This window comes from Cedecea sp. Ae19-4, assembly GCF_059801165.1.
The window spans coordinates 43,396-61,110 of sequence record NZ_JBCHWG010000003.1 but is presented as its reverse complement, the minus strand read 5'-3'; the positions used below and the strand labels follow the sequence as shown (position 1 = coordinate 61,110).

Genomic DNA, 17,715 nt, shown 5'->3' with positions numbered 1-17,715 from the left:
CGATGAAAGTACTTTTATTGCGTGAACCGCGCCGCGGGTCTTTGACTCGCCTGATTTGCTGGGTATCTGGGGCGCTGGTTGGCGCGACGCTGTTGACAGGCTGCGCCCCCGCAAGGGTGTCCAGCAGCCTGGATGAGGCCCACAAACCGCATATTCCAGAACAACAAATCCCTGATTACCTGTCCACGGACTGCACCGAAATATGGGATCTCACGGGGCATGACGTCAGCAGTAACCCGCTTTACTGGCTTCGCGGTATGGATTGCGCCCAGCGCCTGTCACCGGCAGAAGCCCGCGCGGAAGCCCGCCAGTGGCCAGCGGAAACCTGGCAGGACACGTTTAAGCGCGGCATTTTGCTGTCTACGGCTAAAATTACCCCGACCGAGCGCCGCCGCTTCATGACCCAGCTCGAGACCATGACCAGCGAAGTGCCTGTGCAGGTACGTTCTCTGTTTGAGATTTGGCGCGACGGGCAACAGTCTCAGCTTAAACTCTCGGATGAGCGCACGCGCTACAGCAAGCTGCAGCAGTCAACCGACGGCGAGCTGGATACGCTGCGAGAGCAGCAGCAGCGCCTTCGCAGCCAGCTCGATCTCACTACGCGCAAGCTGGAAAATCTGACCGACATTGAGCGTCAGCTTTCCAGCCGCAAGCCGGGAAGCAATCTGGTGCCCGGCACGCACAGCACGGATGACAATGACGACGACGATAGCGGCGCTTCAAACAAATCGCAGCCGGAGGCAAAACCATGACGCAAAGGAAACCTGCGCGCTTACTATTAGTGGATGATGATCCTGGCCTGTTAAAGCTGCTGGGAATGCGCCTGTCGAGCGAGGGCTATACGGTCACCACGGCTGAAAGCGGGGCTGAGGGGCTGAAAGTCCTGGCACGGGAAAAAATCGACCTGGTGATAAGCGATCTCAGGATGGACGAAATGGACGGCATGGCGCTGTTCGCGGAGATCCAAAAAGGCCAGCCGGGGATGCCGGTGATCATCCTGACTGCGCACGGTTCAATTCCTGACGCGGTGGCGGCGACCCAGCAGGGTGTATTCAGCTTCCTCACCAAACCGGTGGACAGAGACGCACTTTATCAGGCCATCGACAACGCGCTTGAGCATACCGTCATCGCTGGCGATGACATGTGGCGCGACACCATTGTGACCCGCAGCCCGATTATGCAGCGTTTACTCGAGCAGGCGCGCATGGTGGCGCAGTCGGACGTCAGCGTGTTGATTAACGGCCAAAGCGGCACCGGGAAAGAGATTCTGGCCCAGGCGATACACAACGCCAGCCCGCGCAGCAAAAAAGCGTTTATTGCGATTAACTGTGGCGCGCTGCCTGAACAGTTGCTTGAGTCAGAGCTGTTCGGCCACGCTCGCGGAGCCTTTACCGGGGCGGTGAGCAGCCGCGAAGGCCTGTTCCAGGCGGCAGAAGGTGGAACGCTATTTCTGGATGAGATCGGCGATATGCCTATCCCGCTGCAGGTTAAGCTGCTGCGCGTTTTGCAGGAGCGAAAAGTTCGCCCGTTGGGCAGCAACCGCGATCTGGACATCGACGTGCGGATTATCTCCGCCACGCACCGGGACTTGCCGAAAGCCATGGAGCGCGGGGAGTTTCGTGAAGACCTCTTCTACCGCCTCAACGTTGTGAACCTGAAAATTCCTGCGTTGCATGAACGTGCCGAAGATATTCCGCTGCTGGCGAATCATTTGTTACGCCAGTCCGCCGACAGGCATAAACCTTTCGTTCGGAGTTTCTCCACCGACGCCATGAAGCGGTTGATGACCGCAAGCTGGCCGGGTAACGTACGTCAGCTAGTGAACGTGATTGAGCAGTGCGTGGCGCTGACCTCAGCCCCGGTGATTGGCGAAGCGCTGGTGGAGCAGGCGCTGGAAGGCGAAAACACCGCCTTGCCGACATTTGTCGAAGCCCGTAACCAGTTCGAACTAAACTATCTGCGTAAGCTGCTGCAAATTACCAAAGGAAATGTCACCCATGCCGCACGCATGGCGGGGCGTAACCGAACCGAATTCTATAAATTACTGGCCAGGCATGAACTCGAGGCCAATGACTTTAAAGAGTAGGCTGTGGTAGTGTGAGCAACCGATTACTAACAGTACAAAACGCCGCGCGGGGACACCGGTAATACCATGAAAAAAATTGATGCGATTATTAAACCTTTCAAACTGGATGATGTGCGCGAAGCGCTGGCTGAAGTGGGCATTACCGGCATGACGGTGACGGAAGTCAAAGGTTTTGGCCGTCAGAAAGGGCATACCGAGCTGTACCGCGGTGCCGAATACATGGTGGACTTTCTGCCAAAAGTAAAAATTGAAATTGTGGTGACCGACGATATCGTTGATACCTGCGTGGACACCATTATCCGCACGGCCCAGACCGGCAAGATCGGTGACGGTAAGATTTTCGTGTTTGATGTGGCGCGCGTGGTGCGTATTCGTACCGGCGAAGAAGACGACGCGGCGATTTGATTTAGATTTTGCCCCTCACCCTGGAAGGGCGAGGGGCAGTCTTACTAAACTACATCACCTTGTGCGGGCCAAAGCACTCATAGTGAATGCTGTCTTTATTCACGCCAATCTTCACCAGCTGTTCCGCCGCAAAACGCATAAAGTTGATCGGGCCGCAGAGATAGAACTGCATCGCCGGATCGCTTAACTTCCCTTCGATTTCCAGCAGATTCATCAGTCCTTCACGGTCAAAGCGCGCCTGAGCACGATCCTCTGCGGAGGGTTCACGGTACCAGACGTGGCTTTCAAATTTCGGCAACTGAGCGCCAAGCCCTGCCACTTCTTCGCTAAACGCATGCACATCCCCGTGCTCGGCGGCGTGCAGCCAGTTGACCTGTGCCTGATGGCCACCGTTCGCCAGCGTGTCCAGCATCGAGAGCATCGGCGTCTGGCCGACGCCTGCGGAAATCAGCGTTACCGGCGTGTTCGATTTTACGTCCATAAAGAAGTCGCCTGCCGGTGAAGCCAGATGCACCCGATCCCCCGCCTGAGCATGATTGTGCAGCCAGTTTGAGACCATACCTTTCTCTTCACGCTTCACGGCAATGCGATAACTTTTCCCGTTCGGCTGGCGGGTCAAAGAGTACTGACGAATTTCCTGATGCGGGAAACCAACAGGTTTCAGCCAGACGCCGAGGTATTGCCCCGGCTGATAACCTGCCACCGGGCCGCCGTCTAACGGGGCAAGTTCGAAGCTGGTGATCAGTGAGCTTTGCTCTTTTTTCTCTACGATAGTGAAGGGACGCGTGCCTTCCCAGCCACCCTGCTTAGCGGCGTTATCCTGGTAAATTTCTGATTCACGGTTAATAAAGACCTGCGCCAGAACGCCGTAGGCTTTTCCCCATGCGTCCAGCACTTCCTGCCTCGGGCTGAACAGCTCGTCTAACGTGGCCAGCAGATGGCCGCCCACAATGTTGTACTGCTCCGGTTTAATCTGGAAGGTAGTGTGTTTCTGGGCGATTTTCTCTACCGCGGGCAGCAGGGCGGCCAGATTTTCGATGTTGGAAGCATAGGCGCAAATGGCGTTGAACAGCGCTTCACGCTGGTCACCGTTGCGCTGGTTGCTCATGTTAAAGATCTCTTTCAGCTCAGGGTTGTGGCTGAACATGCGCTCATAAAAGTGGGCGGTAAGTTTAGGCCCGGTCGCGGCCAGCAGAGGGATGGTCGACTTAACAACGGCGATGGTTTGTGCGTCTAGCATGGCGGTCTCCATAAACAGCGTAGTGTATAAATTGCATTTTAAATGCATCTTATAGAAATGGCCTTATGTTGTAAATGGGTTATCGTTGTTAACGACTGAGCTCACAGAACGTGAAAAATACGCATAGTATTGATGAAGAAATATCCGGCAAAGAGATGCAGGGTTTATTGCGTTGAAGCCTTATTTCATGCCTGGGTAATCGTTTGCGTAAAAACCTCTGTCAAGCCCTATCACCCGAAAGGGTTTCGGTTTACACTGTTGCCCGTCGCCCAAATGGGCCCCCTCATTGCAGTAAAATTTTTACCGTTAGCTGAGTCAGGAGATGCGAATGTTAAAGCGTGAAATGAACATTGCCGATTATGATGCCGAACTGTGGCAGGCCATGGAGCAAGAGAAAGTACGTCAGGAAGAGCACATTGAACTGATCGCCTCCGAAAACTACACCAGCCCGCGCGTGATGCAGGCTCAGGGTTCTCAGCTGACAAACAAATATGCTGAAGGTTACCCAGGCAAGCGCTACTACGGCGGTTGCGAGTACGTCGACATCGTCGAGCAGCTGGCTATCGACCGTGCAAAAGAGCTGTTTGGCGCAGACTATGCGAACGTGCAGCCACACTCCGGTTCCCAGGCTAACTTTGCGGTATACACCGCGCTGCTGCAGCCGGGCGATACCGTGCTGGGCATGAACCTGGCGCAGGGCGGTCACCTGACTCACGGCTCCCCGGTTAACTTCTCCGGTAAGCTGTACAACATCATTCCTTACGGTATTGATGAGTCAGGTAAAATTGACTACGAAGACATGGCGAAGCAGGCTAAAGAGCACAAGCCGAAGATGATCATCGGCGGCTTCTCTGCCTACTCCGGCGTGGTTGACTGGGCTAAGATGCGCGAAATCGCAGACAGCATCGGCGCTTACCTGTTCGTTGACATGGCGCACGTTGCGGGCCTGATTGCCGCAGACGTTTACCCGAACCCGGTGCCACACGCGCACGTTGTCACCACCACCACCCACAAAACCCTGGCGGGTCCACGCGGTGGCCTGATCCTGGCGAAGGGCGGCGACGAAGATCTCTACAAGAAACTGAACTCTGCCGTATTCCCAAGCGCGCAGGGCGGCCCGCTGATGCACGTTATCGCGGCCAAGGCTGTGGCGCTGAAAGAAGCGATGGAGCCTGAGTTCAAGGTTTACCAGCAGCAGGTTGCGAAAAATGCCAAAGCGATGGTGGAAGTGTTCCTGAACCGTGGCTACAAAGTGGTTTCCGGCGGGACTGAAAACCACCTGTTCTTGCTGGATCTGGTTAATAAAAATCTGACCGGTAAAGAAGCTGACGCTGCCCTGGGCCGCGCTAACATCACCGTGAACAAAAACAGTGTACCGAACGATCCGAAGAGCCCGTTCGTGACCTCCGGTATCCGTATCGGTTCTCCGGCTGTTACTCGCCGCGGCTTTAAAGAAGCGGAAGTGAAAGAGCTGGCTGGCTGGATGTGTGACGTTCTGGACAACATCAATGACGAAGCGGTTATCGAGCGCGTCAAAGGTAAAGTGCTGGATATCTGTGCCCGCTTCCCGGTTTACGCATAATCGTTAAGCTGAAAAGTTGAAAGGCTCCCAATCGGGAGCCTTTTTTTATTGCTTCTGGCTTAGCGTCAGCCCGACATCCCCGCCGGGATGAACGGCGAGCAGCGTCTCCTTCGAATACCCGCTCTCGCTCATCAGGCAGGCGCAGGCGGCATCAAAAATCGCCAGCGCCAGAATTATCGACGTGGTCGCCAGCATATTCAGCGGATCCATTTCCTGTTTCACACCGGTAGAAATCACCAGCCTTGCTGCCTGGGCTATGGCCGAATCCGGGTTCTCGGTGACGCTAATGAGCGGGACGTTTCTCGCCGCCAGGCCCGGCAGCAGCCGCGTCAGCTCGTCGGAATTCCCGCCCCGGGAAAGCATGATCATCAGATCGTCCGCACGGAGGAACCCTAGATCACCATGCGCCGCATCCGTCGCGCTGAGGTAAATGGCCGGGTGTTCGACGCAGGCCAGCATATGGGCAATTTTCCTCGCGGCGATGCCCGAAGTACCGACGCCGGTGACCACAATCTTGCCTTTACAGTTTCTCAGTTCGGCCAGCAAGGCGAGCCACAGCGGCTCGCTCAAGTGCTGTTCCAGCGCCGCAAGTTCGCGACTGCAGGTTTCCCATGCGTTTACGGCCTGTTGCCAGGAGGCGCTCATGCTTCCTCCTGCATCAGCTGGCGGTATTTCATGTGGTCGAGGTACATCTCATGGAACACTTTGTATTTCCGGTCGTAATACTGTTTGATGCGGTTAGTCTGCGGTGTGACCGTTTTGCCGATGCGGCTCATGACCGACATCGCTTCCGGGAAGGAATCAAACACGCCCGCCGCCACCGTGCCCATCATCGCGCTGCCCAGCAGCATCGCCTCACTCTCTTCCGGCAACAACATCGCGCAGCCTGTGGCGTTGGCGTGCTCCTGAACGAAGATAGGGTTTTTAGTGCCGCCACCGCTCGCCATGATGGTGTCGATGGTGTAGCCGCTGTGGTTCATGGTTTCGATAATATGGCGGGTACCGAGTGCGATAGCCTGAATCGTCGCCAGGTACTGCAGCGCCATATCTTCCGGCGTGCGGGAAAGCTTCAGCCCGCTGATAACGCCGGTTAGCGTCGGGTTGGCGCGCGGCGAACGGTTGCCGTGGAAGTAGGGCAGGATGTGCATATCCTTCGTTAAGAAGGCGATGTTTTCCGGCTCCCCGGCCATTTTACGCAGCAGAGCGTTCAGCAGTTCGTAAATGGTTTGCCCCTGAGTCTTCGCCTGGGCAAGCAGCGTCTCATAGCACGGATGAGACTGAATAATATGGTCGATAAGCGCTCCGGTGGCCGACTGGCCGCCTTCGTTGAGCCAGTAGCCCGGCAGCACGGCGGAGTAGTAAGGCCCCCAAACGCCATTAATAAAACGAGCTTCTTTTGAAATGGCCATATGCCCGGTAGAGGTGCCGCCGATGAGCGCCACGCGGCGGTCGAAGTCTGCCACTTCGCCCGAAACGCCGCAGGCGCCGAGCGTCCCGAGCGTGCCGGCATGGGCGTCAATAATCGAGACGCTGACGGCGGTGCCGGCAATCAGCCCCATCTCGCTTGCGGCGCACTGCGTCAGGCCGTGGCCCAGTGGCTCCCCCATGGTTTTTACATAGCGGCCAATTTTTTCCGCATCGTGCTCCAGCAGATCTTCCAGCCCAATCTGGCGGAAGTAGCTGCTGTCCCATTTGTCTTCGTGGCCCATGTAGGTCCATTTGCAGACGGTGGAGCAGAGCGAGCGGGTATCATCCCCGGTGGCGCGCCAGGTCAGGAAGTCCGGGAGGTCAAAATAGTAACCGGCATTAGACCAGGTATTCGGCATGTGCTGTTTAAGCCAGAGCAATTTTGGCGTTTGCATTTCCGGGGAAATAATCCCGCCCACGTAGTCCAGCACGCGGTGGTGCAGGGCATTAATTCTGTCGGCCTGGGTAATGGCGCGGTGATCCATCCACACAATGATGTTCTGTTCGCTGCGCCCTGAAGGGCTGATGGTCAGCGGCTTACCTTCTTTATCCAGTACCACCAGGGAACAGGTGGCGTCGAATCCCAGCCCTTTTACCTGAATCGGATTAATGTCGGCCTGGTTAACCGCATCCCGCACCGCGTTGCAAACCGCCTGCCAGATATTGTCCGAGGATTGCTCAACGAAGTCCACCTGTGGGCGGTAAATCTCAATCGCCCGGCTTGCCTCGCCTACCATTCTGCCATTCAGGTCAAAGACGCCCGCGCGGGCGCTTCCCGTCCCTACATCCACCCCAATGAAGTAACTCGCCATAATGATTCTCCTGAACTCAGGCTTTACGATTCTGTAATGCGATAAAGAGGATCAGCACCGCGCCCCAGAGCGCCATGGTCAAATAGCTGCTGATCCCCAGCAAATTAAAGCCGCTTTCCAGCATTTGCAGCACAATGAGCGCCAGCACCAGGCCGATAATGCGGCCAAAGCCGCCGTCCGGGTTTATGCCGCCCAGCACAGAAGCAAGGATGGTGACCAGCAGATAAGACTCACCGTACCCGGCTTTGGCGGAGTTGAACTTGGCCATCATCAGAATGGCGGCCACCCAGCCGAGCAGCGCGGAAATCACGTACACCGATATCTGCACCCGCACGGTGTTAACGCCGCTGAAGCGCGTGGCCTGTTCGTTGGAGCCGACCAGATAAAGGCTGCGCCCCAGCGTGGTGTGCTCCAGCAATACCCAGAGTAGGACGGCAACCAGCAGGAACAGCAGCAGCGCGACCGGAATGCCGAGCAGCGTGGCGTTACCCAGGTACTGAATTGCCGCCGGGAAGCCGGAAATCACCGTACCGTTAGACAGCAAAATATTGAGGCCGGAAATCAGCGTCATGGTGCCGAGCGTAGCCAGAATAGGCGAAACACCGACCCAGGCGACCAGCGCGCCGTTTAGCGTGCCGATAGCCACCGCCACGGCAATACCCGCCAGCAGCGCCAGCGCAAAGAACAGCGGGTTATCCGGGTGGCTGACGATAATGGCCGCCATCACCAGCGAACAGGCGTTCGCCCCGGCAATAATCGACAGGTTGATCCCGCCGGTCAGCATTGTCATTCCCATACCCAGCGCCAGCATGCCAAGAATAGGCAACTGAGAGCCGATGGACTGGAAGTTGGCGAGGCTAAAGAAGCGCCCGCCCAGCAGCAGCGAAAACGCCACGGCAACCACCACAATAATCACGCACTGCAGCCGGATGATGGCGTCACCGGGTAAAAATCTGGCGAAGGTTTTCATCTCAAAGCTCCCTTGCGAGTTTGCGTTTTTCATTCCAGGCCGTGGCGCTGATGCTGACCAGGATAATCACGCCGCTGAACACGGCGTGCCAGTAAGAGGACACGCTCAGCAGCGTCAGACCGTTTTGTAAGAATGCCAGCAGGATAACCCCGAGCAGGGTGCCGGTGAGCGTCCCGCGCCCGCCGCTCATGCTTGTCCCGCCGAGCACGACCGCCGCCAGGACCGTTAGCTCAAAGCCCAGCAGCGAGTTTGGGGCAACGGACTGGGTGATCTGCGCCTGAACGACGGCGGCAATACCGGCCAGAATCCCCATATAGCCGTAGACGTAGAAGTGCAGCTTAAGCAGGTTCATCCCCAGCCGGGATGCCGCCTCGCGGTTGCCGCCCATGGCATAAATCTGGCGGCCAAGGCGCGTGTAGTTCATCAGCACGGCGGTAAAGATAATCACTGCGGCCAGGCACAGCAGCGGCAGGGTTAACCCGTACTGGTAACCGTCTTTGGCGGTGAAAGAGAACCAGTTAATGCCGTTCATAAACCAGTCCGGGAAGCCGTACAGCCAGGTGCCTTTGGTGAGGTAAACCAGCAGGCCGTAGTAAACGTTGAGGGTGGCAATGGTGATGATGATCGCCGGGACCCGCAGCCAGTAAACCAGGAAGCCGTTGATAAGCCCGAGCAGCAGTCCCACGGCAATGGAAATCACCAACGCCAGCGCAAAATTACCGCCGTGGGCAATGACCCAGCTTGCCATCACGTACTGGGCAATGGCGGTCATCGCCGGGAACGAAATATCAATCCCTCCGGAAATCAGCACCACAAACAGCCCGCAGGCCAGAATACCGAGAATGGCGTAGCTGGTGGCGACATCCGTCAGGTTACCGAGGGACAAAAACTCATCGGTGCTGATACTCAGGCAAACGGCCAGAGCCACCACCAGAAGACCCAGCCAGAACTCATGTTGCCCGGCCAGGCGGGAAAAACGAGGGTTATTCATTGACCACCTCAGCAATGTCCTGCTCGCTACTGCGATGAGGATTAAACTCTGCGACCAGCTCGCCCCGGCGCATCACCAGCACGCGGTGGCTGTTGTAATACGCCTCAGGGATTTCATCGCAAATCATCAGTACCGCCAGCCCCTGTTCCGCCAGGGTACGGGCGATTTGGTAAATACCTTCTTTATTGGCGATATCCACGCCCACCGTGGGCGAGTCGAGAATCAATATTTGTGGGTTAGTCGCTACCCATTTGGCGATGGCAATCCTTTGGGCGTTGCCGCCCGAAAGGGTTTTTACCGGCAGCTCGGCATCGGAGACTTTGATGTTTAGCTCACGAATAAGATCGGCCACCAGATGACGGGCTTTTTCATGATCGAGCAGGCCGTTGCGGGTATGAAGCCTGTCGAAGACCGTGACAATCGTGTTGTCGTAGATCGACTGCTCCATGATCAGGCCTTGAGTCAGGCGATCTTCTGACACGTAGCCGATGCCGTGTTTGATCGCATCGTGGTTATTGCGAAACGTCACCGGCACGCCGTCGATCAGCATTTCACCGCTTTGCGGCTGCGTCATGCCGAACAGACTCATGCACAGTTCGGTGCGGCCCGACCCGAGCAGGCCGACGATGGAAACAATCTCGCCGCTGCGCAGCGACAGATTGATGTTGTGGTATTTGCCCTTGCGGCTGAGGCCGCGCAGCTCCAGCATCGGCTGTTTTTCTACCGGAGGTTTTTCCGGCAGCGGGCTGTAGTGGAAGCGTTGCCCGGTCATCAGGAACGCAAGCTCGTTGCTGTCCAGCTCGCTGGCCTGCCAGGTGCCGACCAGCTTCCCGTCGCGCATCACGCTAATGCGGTCGGCGACTTCCATCACTTCGTCCAGACGGTGGCTGACAAACACCACGCAAATCCCGTCCGCTTTGAGTTCATTCACCACCCGCAGCAGGCCGTTAACCTCCTGGCGGGTAAGCGACGCAGTGGGTTCGTCCATAATAACCAACCGGGCGTCTGCGGCAATGGCTCGGCAAATCGCCACCAGTTGGCGATCGGCTATCGAGAGTTTTTCGACTTTTTTGTCCGGGTCGAGCGTGACGCCAATGCGCTGCATGGCCGCCAGCGCCAGGGCTTTCATCACGCTGCGGTTAACCCACAGGCTGCCGCCGGGCTGATAGCGGTGCACGGCGATATTCTCGGCCACGCTGAAATTGGGGAACAGCGACAGATCCTGGTAGATCACCTGGATGCCGTAATGCGCGGAAAGCGTGGGCGTCAGGCTGTGAAACAGTTTGCCGTCGAGGGCAATCTGCGCCCCTTTTTCCGGATGATAGACGCCGGAAATCACTTTGATGATCGTGCTTTTACCGCAGCCGTTTTGCCCGGCCAGGCAATGAACTTCGCCTTTTCTGAGCGTCAGATTGACGTTATCCAGCGCCCGCACGCCCGGGAATTGCTTGCTGATATTCTCAAGAGTGATAAATGCGGATGTGTCGGTCATGGGTAATGCCCCTGCCGGCGCCCGACGTGGGCGCCACAAAATAATCTTGTTGGAGAATGCCGGTCGGCTGACCGGCATTCCGGTTTCCCTGGTGTTGGCGGAGTGCCTTAGAAACCGAGTGACTGAGCGTTATCTTTGGTGACTTCGAGGATCTTGTTAAAACGGATCACTTTCTTATCCATGTCGACATCGGCCTTGCCCAGACCGTCAATGGTCAGGTCTTTGGTCACGGCTTTGCCCTGCAGCAGCTGATCGGCCACGGTAACCAGTGCGTAACCGGCATCTTTAGGATCCCACAGCAGCGCTTTTTTAATGTCGCCGCGCATCAGGTAAGGTGCCGCCTGGCCCGGCATGGCAATGCCGACAACCGCCAGTTTGTCCTTCGCACGTTTCTTCTGTACCGCCTGGCCCGCGCCGATTGGGCCGAGGGAGCCAAAGCCGATCACGCCTTTCATCTGCGGATACGTTTTCATCAGATCGAGCGTGGTGGAATAGGATTTGTCGATGCTCTCCGCCACCGGCAGGCGCGAAGTCACTTCGAACATATCCGGGTATTTTTCTTTCTGATATTTAATGGCGGAATCCGCCCAGGCGTTGTGCAGCGGCACGGTCAGCGACCCGACGTAAATCGCATAGCCGCCTTTGCCACCCATGTTTTTCGCCAGCTCGTCCATGTTGGCCTGAGCATATTTTTCGCTGTCGATGGTTTCGATATCCCACTGGCCGATCTGCTGGTCAGGGGATTCATGCGTCAGCACCACGATGCCCTGATCGCGCGCTTTTTTCAGTACTGGCTCCAGTACTTTGGCATCGTTAGGCACCACAATAATGGCGTTCACTTTCTTGGCGATCAGATCCTCAATCACCTTCACCTGCTGAGCCGGATCGGGCGTTGAGGCCCCGGTCTGGTAAGCGTTAACGTTGAGTTTTTTTGCCGCTTCGTTGACGCCGGTTTCCATCCGGTTAAACCATGGGATCCCGGTGACTTTCGCCACCACTGCGATTTCATACTTATCCGCCGCAACGGCCGTACCGGACAACATGCATGCAGAAATCAGGGTTGCACTGAGTAATGCGAGTTTGAATTTCATAGGTGTACCTTTTTTATTAGGGACTGAGGCATGTCACGGAGAGGAGACTAGCAACGAAGGGAAGAGGGAATGAATCGCAGTTTTTCTAAATGTGATGCACGCCCATTATTGTTTGTTTTTAGATCTAATTTAGTTAAAAAATAGTTAAATATATGATGTTTTTTTAAACTGGACGGACATGGTGGTGTTAATTAATAGCCAGAAATGAAACATATAAGCAACAATTAACAAACAATTTGCCGTTAAGGGGACGTTTTTGGCAGCAAAGAGGGCGCAAGCCAGCAAAAAAATGTTACGAAATTGTGAGCTGAAGCGTATAAAGCAAAATGAGCGGGAAACAAATGAAAAGGCCGCATTAGCGGCCTTTAAGTGAGGCAGAAATTTAGCGCTTATCGACGGAAATCGCGCCAGGGCCGGTGACCGCCAGCAGCAGGAAACCACCAGCTATGCTGGTGTTTTTATAGAAGTTAATCATATTAGGCATCACTGCATCCCCGGTCATATTCCAGTAATGGTGACCGATAAGCGCCGTGCCGAGGGTATAAAACACAAACAAAATGGCCAGCGGGCGGGTAAAGAACCCGATGATCACCAGGATAGCGGCAACAACTTCCATAAACACCGCAATCGCGGCGGCTAGCGTCGGGAGTGGGGTGCCAAGATGCTCCATATACGCCACGGTGCCGCTGAATCCGCTGAGCTTCGGCAAGCCGAAAATAATGAACAGCAGAATCAACGCAATACGGGCAATAAGCAGGATCAGGGCACGAGATTGACCAAAATCGAAATAGCGGAGTGTGTTCATAGCGGGCTCGCCTGTAGTGGACTCAATTTAAAGTTAATACACAACTTCTGAGCCTGCCATTGCCGCTGCGCCTCTACCGCGTTGTTTGTGTTAATGAATGTTTTTATTAATGACGCCCGACGCCATCTCGTTATTCCATCAGCGCAGTCTCGGCATATAAATAACCAATCCCCATCACCTGCTGAGCGCGGGTGAGCTGCCCGAAGTTTATTTGCGTGGCGTGACTCTTCAGGCCATCACCGTGGTCGAACGGATTAAAACCAATGCGCTGTTTAATGGCGCTCAGCCAGTTTTCGCCAAACTCGCAGCTGCGGCCATAGAACCAGATCTGGTTAATGTTGAGAATATTAAGGAAGTTATACAGGCTAAGCCCAATCGCATTGGCCGAATCTTCTACCCAGCGGGCGACCCTTTCATCCCCGGCATGCAGCGCCTGAACCAGCTGCCGGGAAGTGAGCTTTTCCGGATCGTGCTGCTGCGCCTCAGGGTGCGTTTTGAGCCAGATGCGGGCCTGTTTTTTCAGCGCACTGAGCGAAGCCACGGTTTCCAGGCAGCCATAGCGCCCGCAGTCGCAGGCCATGCCGTCCGGGTTAACTATGGTGTGGCCAATTTGCCCGCTGCCGTACAGATTGCCGCGATAGATTTGCCCGTTGATCACAAACGAAGAGCCGATGCCGTAATCCACGTTAAGCACGCAGAAATCTTCCCGGTTGCCGTTGTTTTGCCACTTTTCTGCCAGGGCCAGCATCACGCAGTCGTTATCCAGCCTGACTTCGATGTTCAGCTTCTCTTCCAGCAGGTATTTAATTTCCACTGCCTCCCGCCAGGGAGCCTGCGGCATGGTTTGTGACACGCCGGTCACCGGATCTACCTGTCCATGTATGCCCAGAGCGAGATTGATCGTTTTTTTCGGCCAGCTTTTTCGCTGTTGCTGCCAGATTGCTTCGATGGCCGACAGCAGCATCTGAGGAGAAGGGGCCACAATAGCGCTGCGCTCAAAGTCGGCTATAGGCGACAGCTGGGCGTTGCACAGCTGGCTCTCGATGCTGGTGGGGGTGACGTTCATGCAGAGGATGTAATTCCCCTCCGGCGGGATCTGGTAGCTGCCGCTGTTCAGCCCCCGGCTGCTGAGGTTTTCGCTGGAATGGCTAAGTTTGCCCTCATCGACCAGTTCCTCAAGGATGTTGCTGACGGCCGGAATGGACAGCCCGGTGTAGCGGGCAAACTGCGATTTACTCAGCTGCTTGTGCCGCCATACCAGCGTCATCAGCGTTTGTCGGTTGAGCTGACGTACCCGCTGATTATTGAAACCTGACTGCTGCATGTTTACTAAACCTCATTAACTGTATTGCGTGAGCATTGAGCGATTAAATCATAATCAGCTGCTCCAGACTGTTGGCAATCCCCCATTCACTGTTATTTGTTTACTGGAGAGTTGCTATGTACGGAGCCGTTAAAGTCTGGCAGGAAACGATCTCACTCCCTACCTGGACCACCGGAGCAGAGGATCCCAACCCGATGTTCCTGGAAAATCGTGTCTATCAGGGATCTTCCGGTGCGGTTTACCCCTATGGCGTCATAGACACCCTGACCGGTAAACGTGAAATGCGTGAGTATCAGGCGGTTTGGCTGGAGAACGATTTCATTCGCGTCATGCTGCTGCCGGAGCTGGGCGGGCGTATTCACCGAGCCTGGGACAAAGTGATGGGGCGCGATTTCGTGTACTACAACGAAGTGGTCAAACCCGCGCTGGTGGGCCTGATTGGGCCGTGGATCTCCGGTGGGATCGAATTCAACTGGCCTCAGCACCACCGCCCGACCACTTTTCTGCCGGTAGACGTGACCTTCCAGCAGCACGAAAGCGGGGCGCAAACCGTCTGGATGGGGGAAGTGGAGCCGATGCGCGGCCTGCAGGTGATGACCGGGTTTACGCTTTACCCGGAAAAAGCGCTGATTGAAATTACCGGCAAAGTCTTTAACGGCAACGCCACGCCGCGCCACTTCCTGTGGTGGGCTAATCCGGCGGTGAAGGGCGGTGACGACCATCAGAGCGTATTCCCGCCAGACGTGACCGCGGTGTTTGACCACGGCAAACGCGACGTTTCCGCCTTCCCGATTGCCCACGGCACCTACTACAAAGTGGATTACTCAGCGGGCGTGGATATCTCGCGCTACAAAAACATCCCGGTGCCAACCTCTTACATGGCCGATAAGTCGAATTACGATTTTGTTGGGGCCTACCACCACGGCGAACAGGGCGGTCTGCTGCACATTGCCGATCACCATGTATCGCCGGGCAAAAAGCAGTGGACCTGGGGCAACTGCGACTTTGGCCTGGCCTGGGATCGCAATCTGACCGACACCAACGGCCCGTACATCGAGCTGATGACCGGCGTGTTCACCGACAACCAACCGGACTTTACCTGGCTGGCGCCGTTTGAAGAAAAAGTGTTTGTGCAAAACTTCCTGCCTTACAGCAAGCTGGGGACGCTGCAAAACGCCAGCACCGATGCGGCCATCAAGCTTGAGCGTGAGCAGGGCAGGCTGGAACTCGGCGTCTACGCCATTTCCCCGCTGGAAGCGGTGACGCTGCGTCTTGAAAGCGCCGGCGTAGTCCTGTGGCAAACGCCGCTCAGCCTGAAACCGGCGGAAGCCTGGCTGCATCAACTGACGGATGACTGGCCGCAGCGGCTGACGCTGAGCTTACTCAACGCGCAAGGCGAAGTGATGCTCAGCTACCTGGAACACATCGCGGAAGAGCTGCCTCTGCCGCAGGCGGCGCAGGCCCCGGCTAAGCCTGAACAGATCGCTAACTGCGACGAGCTTTATTTCATTGGCCAGCATCTGGAGCAGTATCTGCACGCCAGCCGGTCAGCCTTCGACTATTACCGGCGAGCGCTGGACATTGATCCGCTCGATTCCCGCTGTAACGTCGCCCTGGGCACGCTCGAATTCAACCGGGGCAACTGGCAAAAAGCCAAAGAGCACGCCGACGCGGCGCTGCAGCGCGCCCACAGCCTGAACAAAAACCCGCAAAATGGCGATGCCAGCCAGCTTCTCGGCTCGGCGAAAGAGCGCCTGGGCGACTACGACGGCGCCTTCGATGCTTACTACAAGGCCAGCTGGAGCGGCAACTGCCGGGATGCGGCATTTTATGCCCTGGCCCGTCTGGCAATGCGCAAAGGGGAAACGGCTCGCGCCTTAACGCTGGTATCCCAAAGCCTGCAGTTCAACGCCTCGAATAACCTCGCAATGGGGCTGAAAGCGCTGGCGCTGTCTCAGCAAGGAGAAAAAGCGACGGCGCTGGCGTGGATTGAGCAGCAGCTTGCCGTCTGGCCGCTGAGTTATGCCCTGCATTATGCCCGCTGGGCGATAACCCAGAGTGAAGGTGACAAGCAAAAGCTGCGGCAGGTGACCGGGCAACGTGGCACTAACGTCAGCGTTTTGGCCGGCTGGCTAATGAGCTTTGGGGCAGAGAATGCCGCGCGTGAACTGCTCACCGTGCTGAATGCCCAGGAAACGATGCCGCTGCTGTGGCAGGCCTCGCTGGAATCCGATCCACAGCGCCAGCAAAACTATCTCGTGCAGGCTCGGGAGCAGTTTACCGCCCGGGTTCGCTTCCCTAACACGCTGGATGAAGTGCAAATGCTGATGCGCCTCCCGCAGGATGGTTTTGCGCAGTATCTGCTGGGCTGCTTCTGGTACAGCAAACGTCGCTATGCAGAGGCGCTAACCTGCTGGGCATTCTGCGCTGAACAGATGCCTGAGTTTGCCTCCGTGCAGCGCGTGCTGGCGATTCATGCCTGGAATAAAGAGCAGGACGTTCAGCGAGCTGAAACGCTGCTGCAGCGTGCCGTTGATCTCGAACCTGATAATGCGCGCTTCCTGTTTGAACTCGACTTCCTGCTGAAGCTGAATGGCCGCGCACCAGAGGAGCGTCTTACCCGTCTGGAGGTGAAGCGTGACGTTGCGCTAAAACGTGACGATCTCACTGCCGAGCTGCTGAGCCTGTGGAACCAGCATGGCAAGCAGGAAGCTGCCGCGAAGGTGCTGGCTGAACGCAAGTTCCACCCGTGGGAAGGCGGCGAAGGCAAAGTGACGGGGCAGTTCATTATCAGCCAACAGCGGCTTGCCCTGGCCAGTATGTCTGCCGGCCATTACGGCCAGGCGGAGGAGCTGCTGCAACAGGCGCTGAGCTACCCGGAAAACCTCGGCGAAGGCCGTCTGGTCGGGCAAACCGACAACGATATCTGGTATCTGCTTGGGTGCTGTGCGCAGCTCCTGCAGCGTCACGAACGGGCGAAATCTTACTTCCAGCAGGCGTTGAAGGGCGGGAGTTCCCTGGCGGCCGGGCGCTACTACAACGACCAGCCCGTGGACTACCTCTTCTATCAGGCTATGGCCCTCAAACAGCTGGGTGAGCTTGAGGCGGCCCATCAGCAATTCAAAGCCTTTGTTGACTGGGCGCAGGCGCACCGTGCCGACGGGGTTGAGGCCGATTTCTTCGCCGTTTCCCTGCCGGACCTGATTGCGCTCAACGGCGACCCGCGGAAACAACATCAGCAGCATTGCCTGTTTGTGGAGGCGCTTGGGCGGCTCGGCCTGGGGGATATCGCCGCCTTCAACCAGCGGGTGGAAGCCCTGCTGACCCTTAACCCGGCCCATGACAAGGCGCATCTGCTGCGTCAGGCCCTTAGCACCGGCGTACTTTAACAATAACTGGCGGGCGACGATGAGCGCCCGCTCCCTTACCCTACAAATACAAGATGAGGAT

Annotated in this window: 14 protein-coding genes; 5 read left to right on the top strand and 9 right to left on the bottom strand. The window is 56.5% G+C overall.

Going from position 1 to position 17,715, the window contains the following annotated elements:
- The first annotated feature begins 2 nt into the window (after positions 1-2).
- The 3 genes from qseG to glnB all read left to right on the top strand — a co-directional run bounded on the left by qseG (position 3) and on the right by glnB (position 2,491).
- Positions 3-752, top strand: coding sequence for a two-component system QseEF-associated lipoprotein QseG (gene qseG / locus AAIE02_RS18230; protein WP_442892766.1), 750 nt, complete (start codon positions 3-5; stop codon positions 750-752).
- Positions 749-2,086, top strand: coding sequence for a two-component system response regulator GlrR (glrR, locus tag AAIE02_RS18225; RefSeq protein WP_008459460.1), 1,338 nt, complete (start codon positions 749-751; stop codon positions 2,084-2,086). Before qseG ends, glrR begins: the two co-directional genes overlap by 4 nt.
- A 66-nt stretch (positions 2,087-2,152) precedes the next feature.
- On the top strand, positions 2,153-2,491 hold the full coding sequence (glnB, locus tag AAIE02_RS18220; protein WP_002438074.1) for a nitrogen regulatory protein P-II: 339 nt from the start codon (positions 2,153-2,155) through the stop codon (positions 2,489-2,491).
- A gap of 49 nt (positions 2,492-2,540) precedes the next feature.
- Here glnB and hmpA read toward each other — a convergent pair whose 3' ends face one another.
- Positions 2,541-3,731 carry an NO-inducible flavohemoprotein gene (gene hmpA / locus AAIE02_RS18215; RefSeq protein WP_498533008.1) on the bottom strand — a complete coding sequence of 397 codons (1,191 nt, stop codon included), beginning with the start codon at positions 3,729-3,731 and terminating at the stop codon, positions 2,541-2,543.
- A 328-nt stretch (positions 3,732-4,059) separates the two neighbouring features.
- On the opposite strand from hmpA, the gene glyA reads away from it, so the two are divergent.
- Entirely contained in the window at positions 4,060-5,313 is a 1,254-nt protein-coding gene (gene glyA / locus AAIE02_RS18210) for a serine hydroxymethyltransferase (RefSeq protein WP_008459452.1), read from the top strand.
- 45 nt (positions 5,314-5,358) lie between these two features.
- Here glyA and AAIE02_RS18205 read toward each other — a convergent pair whose 3' ends face one another.
- From AAIE02_RS18205 to AAIE02_RS18170, 8 genes are all read right to left on the bottom strand, one after another.
- A complete protein-coding gene (locus AAIE02_RS18205) occupies positions 5,359-5,958 on the bottom strand; it encodes an SIS domain-containing protein (protein ID WP_498533007.1) in 600 nt (199 codons plus the stop codon).
- Entirely contained in the window at positions 5,955-7,592 is a 1,638-nt protein-coding gene (locus AAIE02_RS18200) for an FGGY-family carbohydrate kinase (RefSeq protein WP_498533006.1), read from the bottom strand. Before AAIE02_RS18200 ends, AAIE02_RS18205 begins: the two co-directional genes overlap by 4 nt.
- Before the next feature lie 16 nt (positions 7,593-7,608).
- Positions 7,609-8,562, bottom strand: a complete 954-nt coding sequence (locus AAIE02_RS18195) for an ABC transporter permease (protein WP_166990433.1) — start codon at positions 8,560-8,562, stop codon at positions 7,609-7,611.
- Between the two features lies 1 nt (position 8,563).
- Positions 8,564-9,553, bottom strand: coding sequence for an ABC transporter permease (locus AAIE02_RS18190; protein WP_498533005.1), 990 nt, complete (start codon positions 9,551-9,553; stop codon positions 8,564-8,566).
- On the bottom strand, positions 9,546-11,045 hold the full coding sequence (locus AAIE02_RS18185) for a sugar ABC transporter ATP-binding protein (protein ID WP_498533004.1): 1,500 nt from the start codon (positions 11,043-11,045) through the stop codon (positions 9,546-9,548). The genes AAIE02_RS18190 and AAIE02_RS18185 overlap by 8 nt, the downstream gene beginning before the upstream one ends.
- Before the next feature lie 107 nt (positions 11,046-11,152).
- A complete protein-coding gene (locus tag AAIE02_RS18180) occupies positions 11,153-12,136 on the bottom strand; it encodes an autoinducer 2 ABC transporter substrate-binding protein (protein WP_498533003.1) in 984 nt (327 codons plus the stop codon).
- Between the two features lie 382 nt (positions 12,137-12,518).
- Complete coding sequence (locus AAIE02_RS18175; RefSeq protein ID WP_498533002.1) at positions 12,519-12,941, bottom strand: DoxX family protein; 423 nt, start codon at positions 12,939-12,941, stop codon at positions 12,519-12,521.
- A gap of 130 nt (positions 12,942-13,071) precedes the next feature.
- Positions 13,072-14,265 carry an ROK family protein gene (locus tag AAIE02_RS18170; protein ID WP_498533001.1) on the bottom strand — a complete coding sequence of 398 codons (1,194 nt, stop codon included), beginning with the start codon at positions 14,263-14,265 and terminating at the stop codon, positions 13,072-13,074.
- Between the two features lie 116 nt (positions 14,266-14,381).
- On the opposite strand from AAIE02_RS18170, the gene AAIE02_RS18165 reads away from it, so the two are divergent.
- Entirely contained in the window at positions 14,382-17,654 is a 3,273-nt protein-coding gene (locus AAIE02_RS18165; RefSeq protein WP_498533000.1) for a DUF5107 domain-containing protein, read from the top strand.
- The last annotated feature ends 61 nt before the right edge of the window (positions 17,655-17,715 follow it).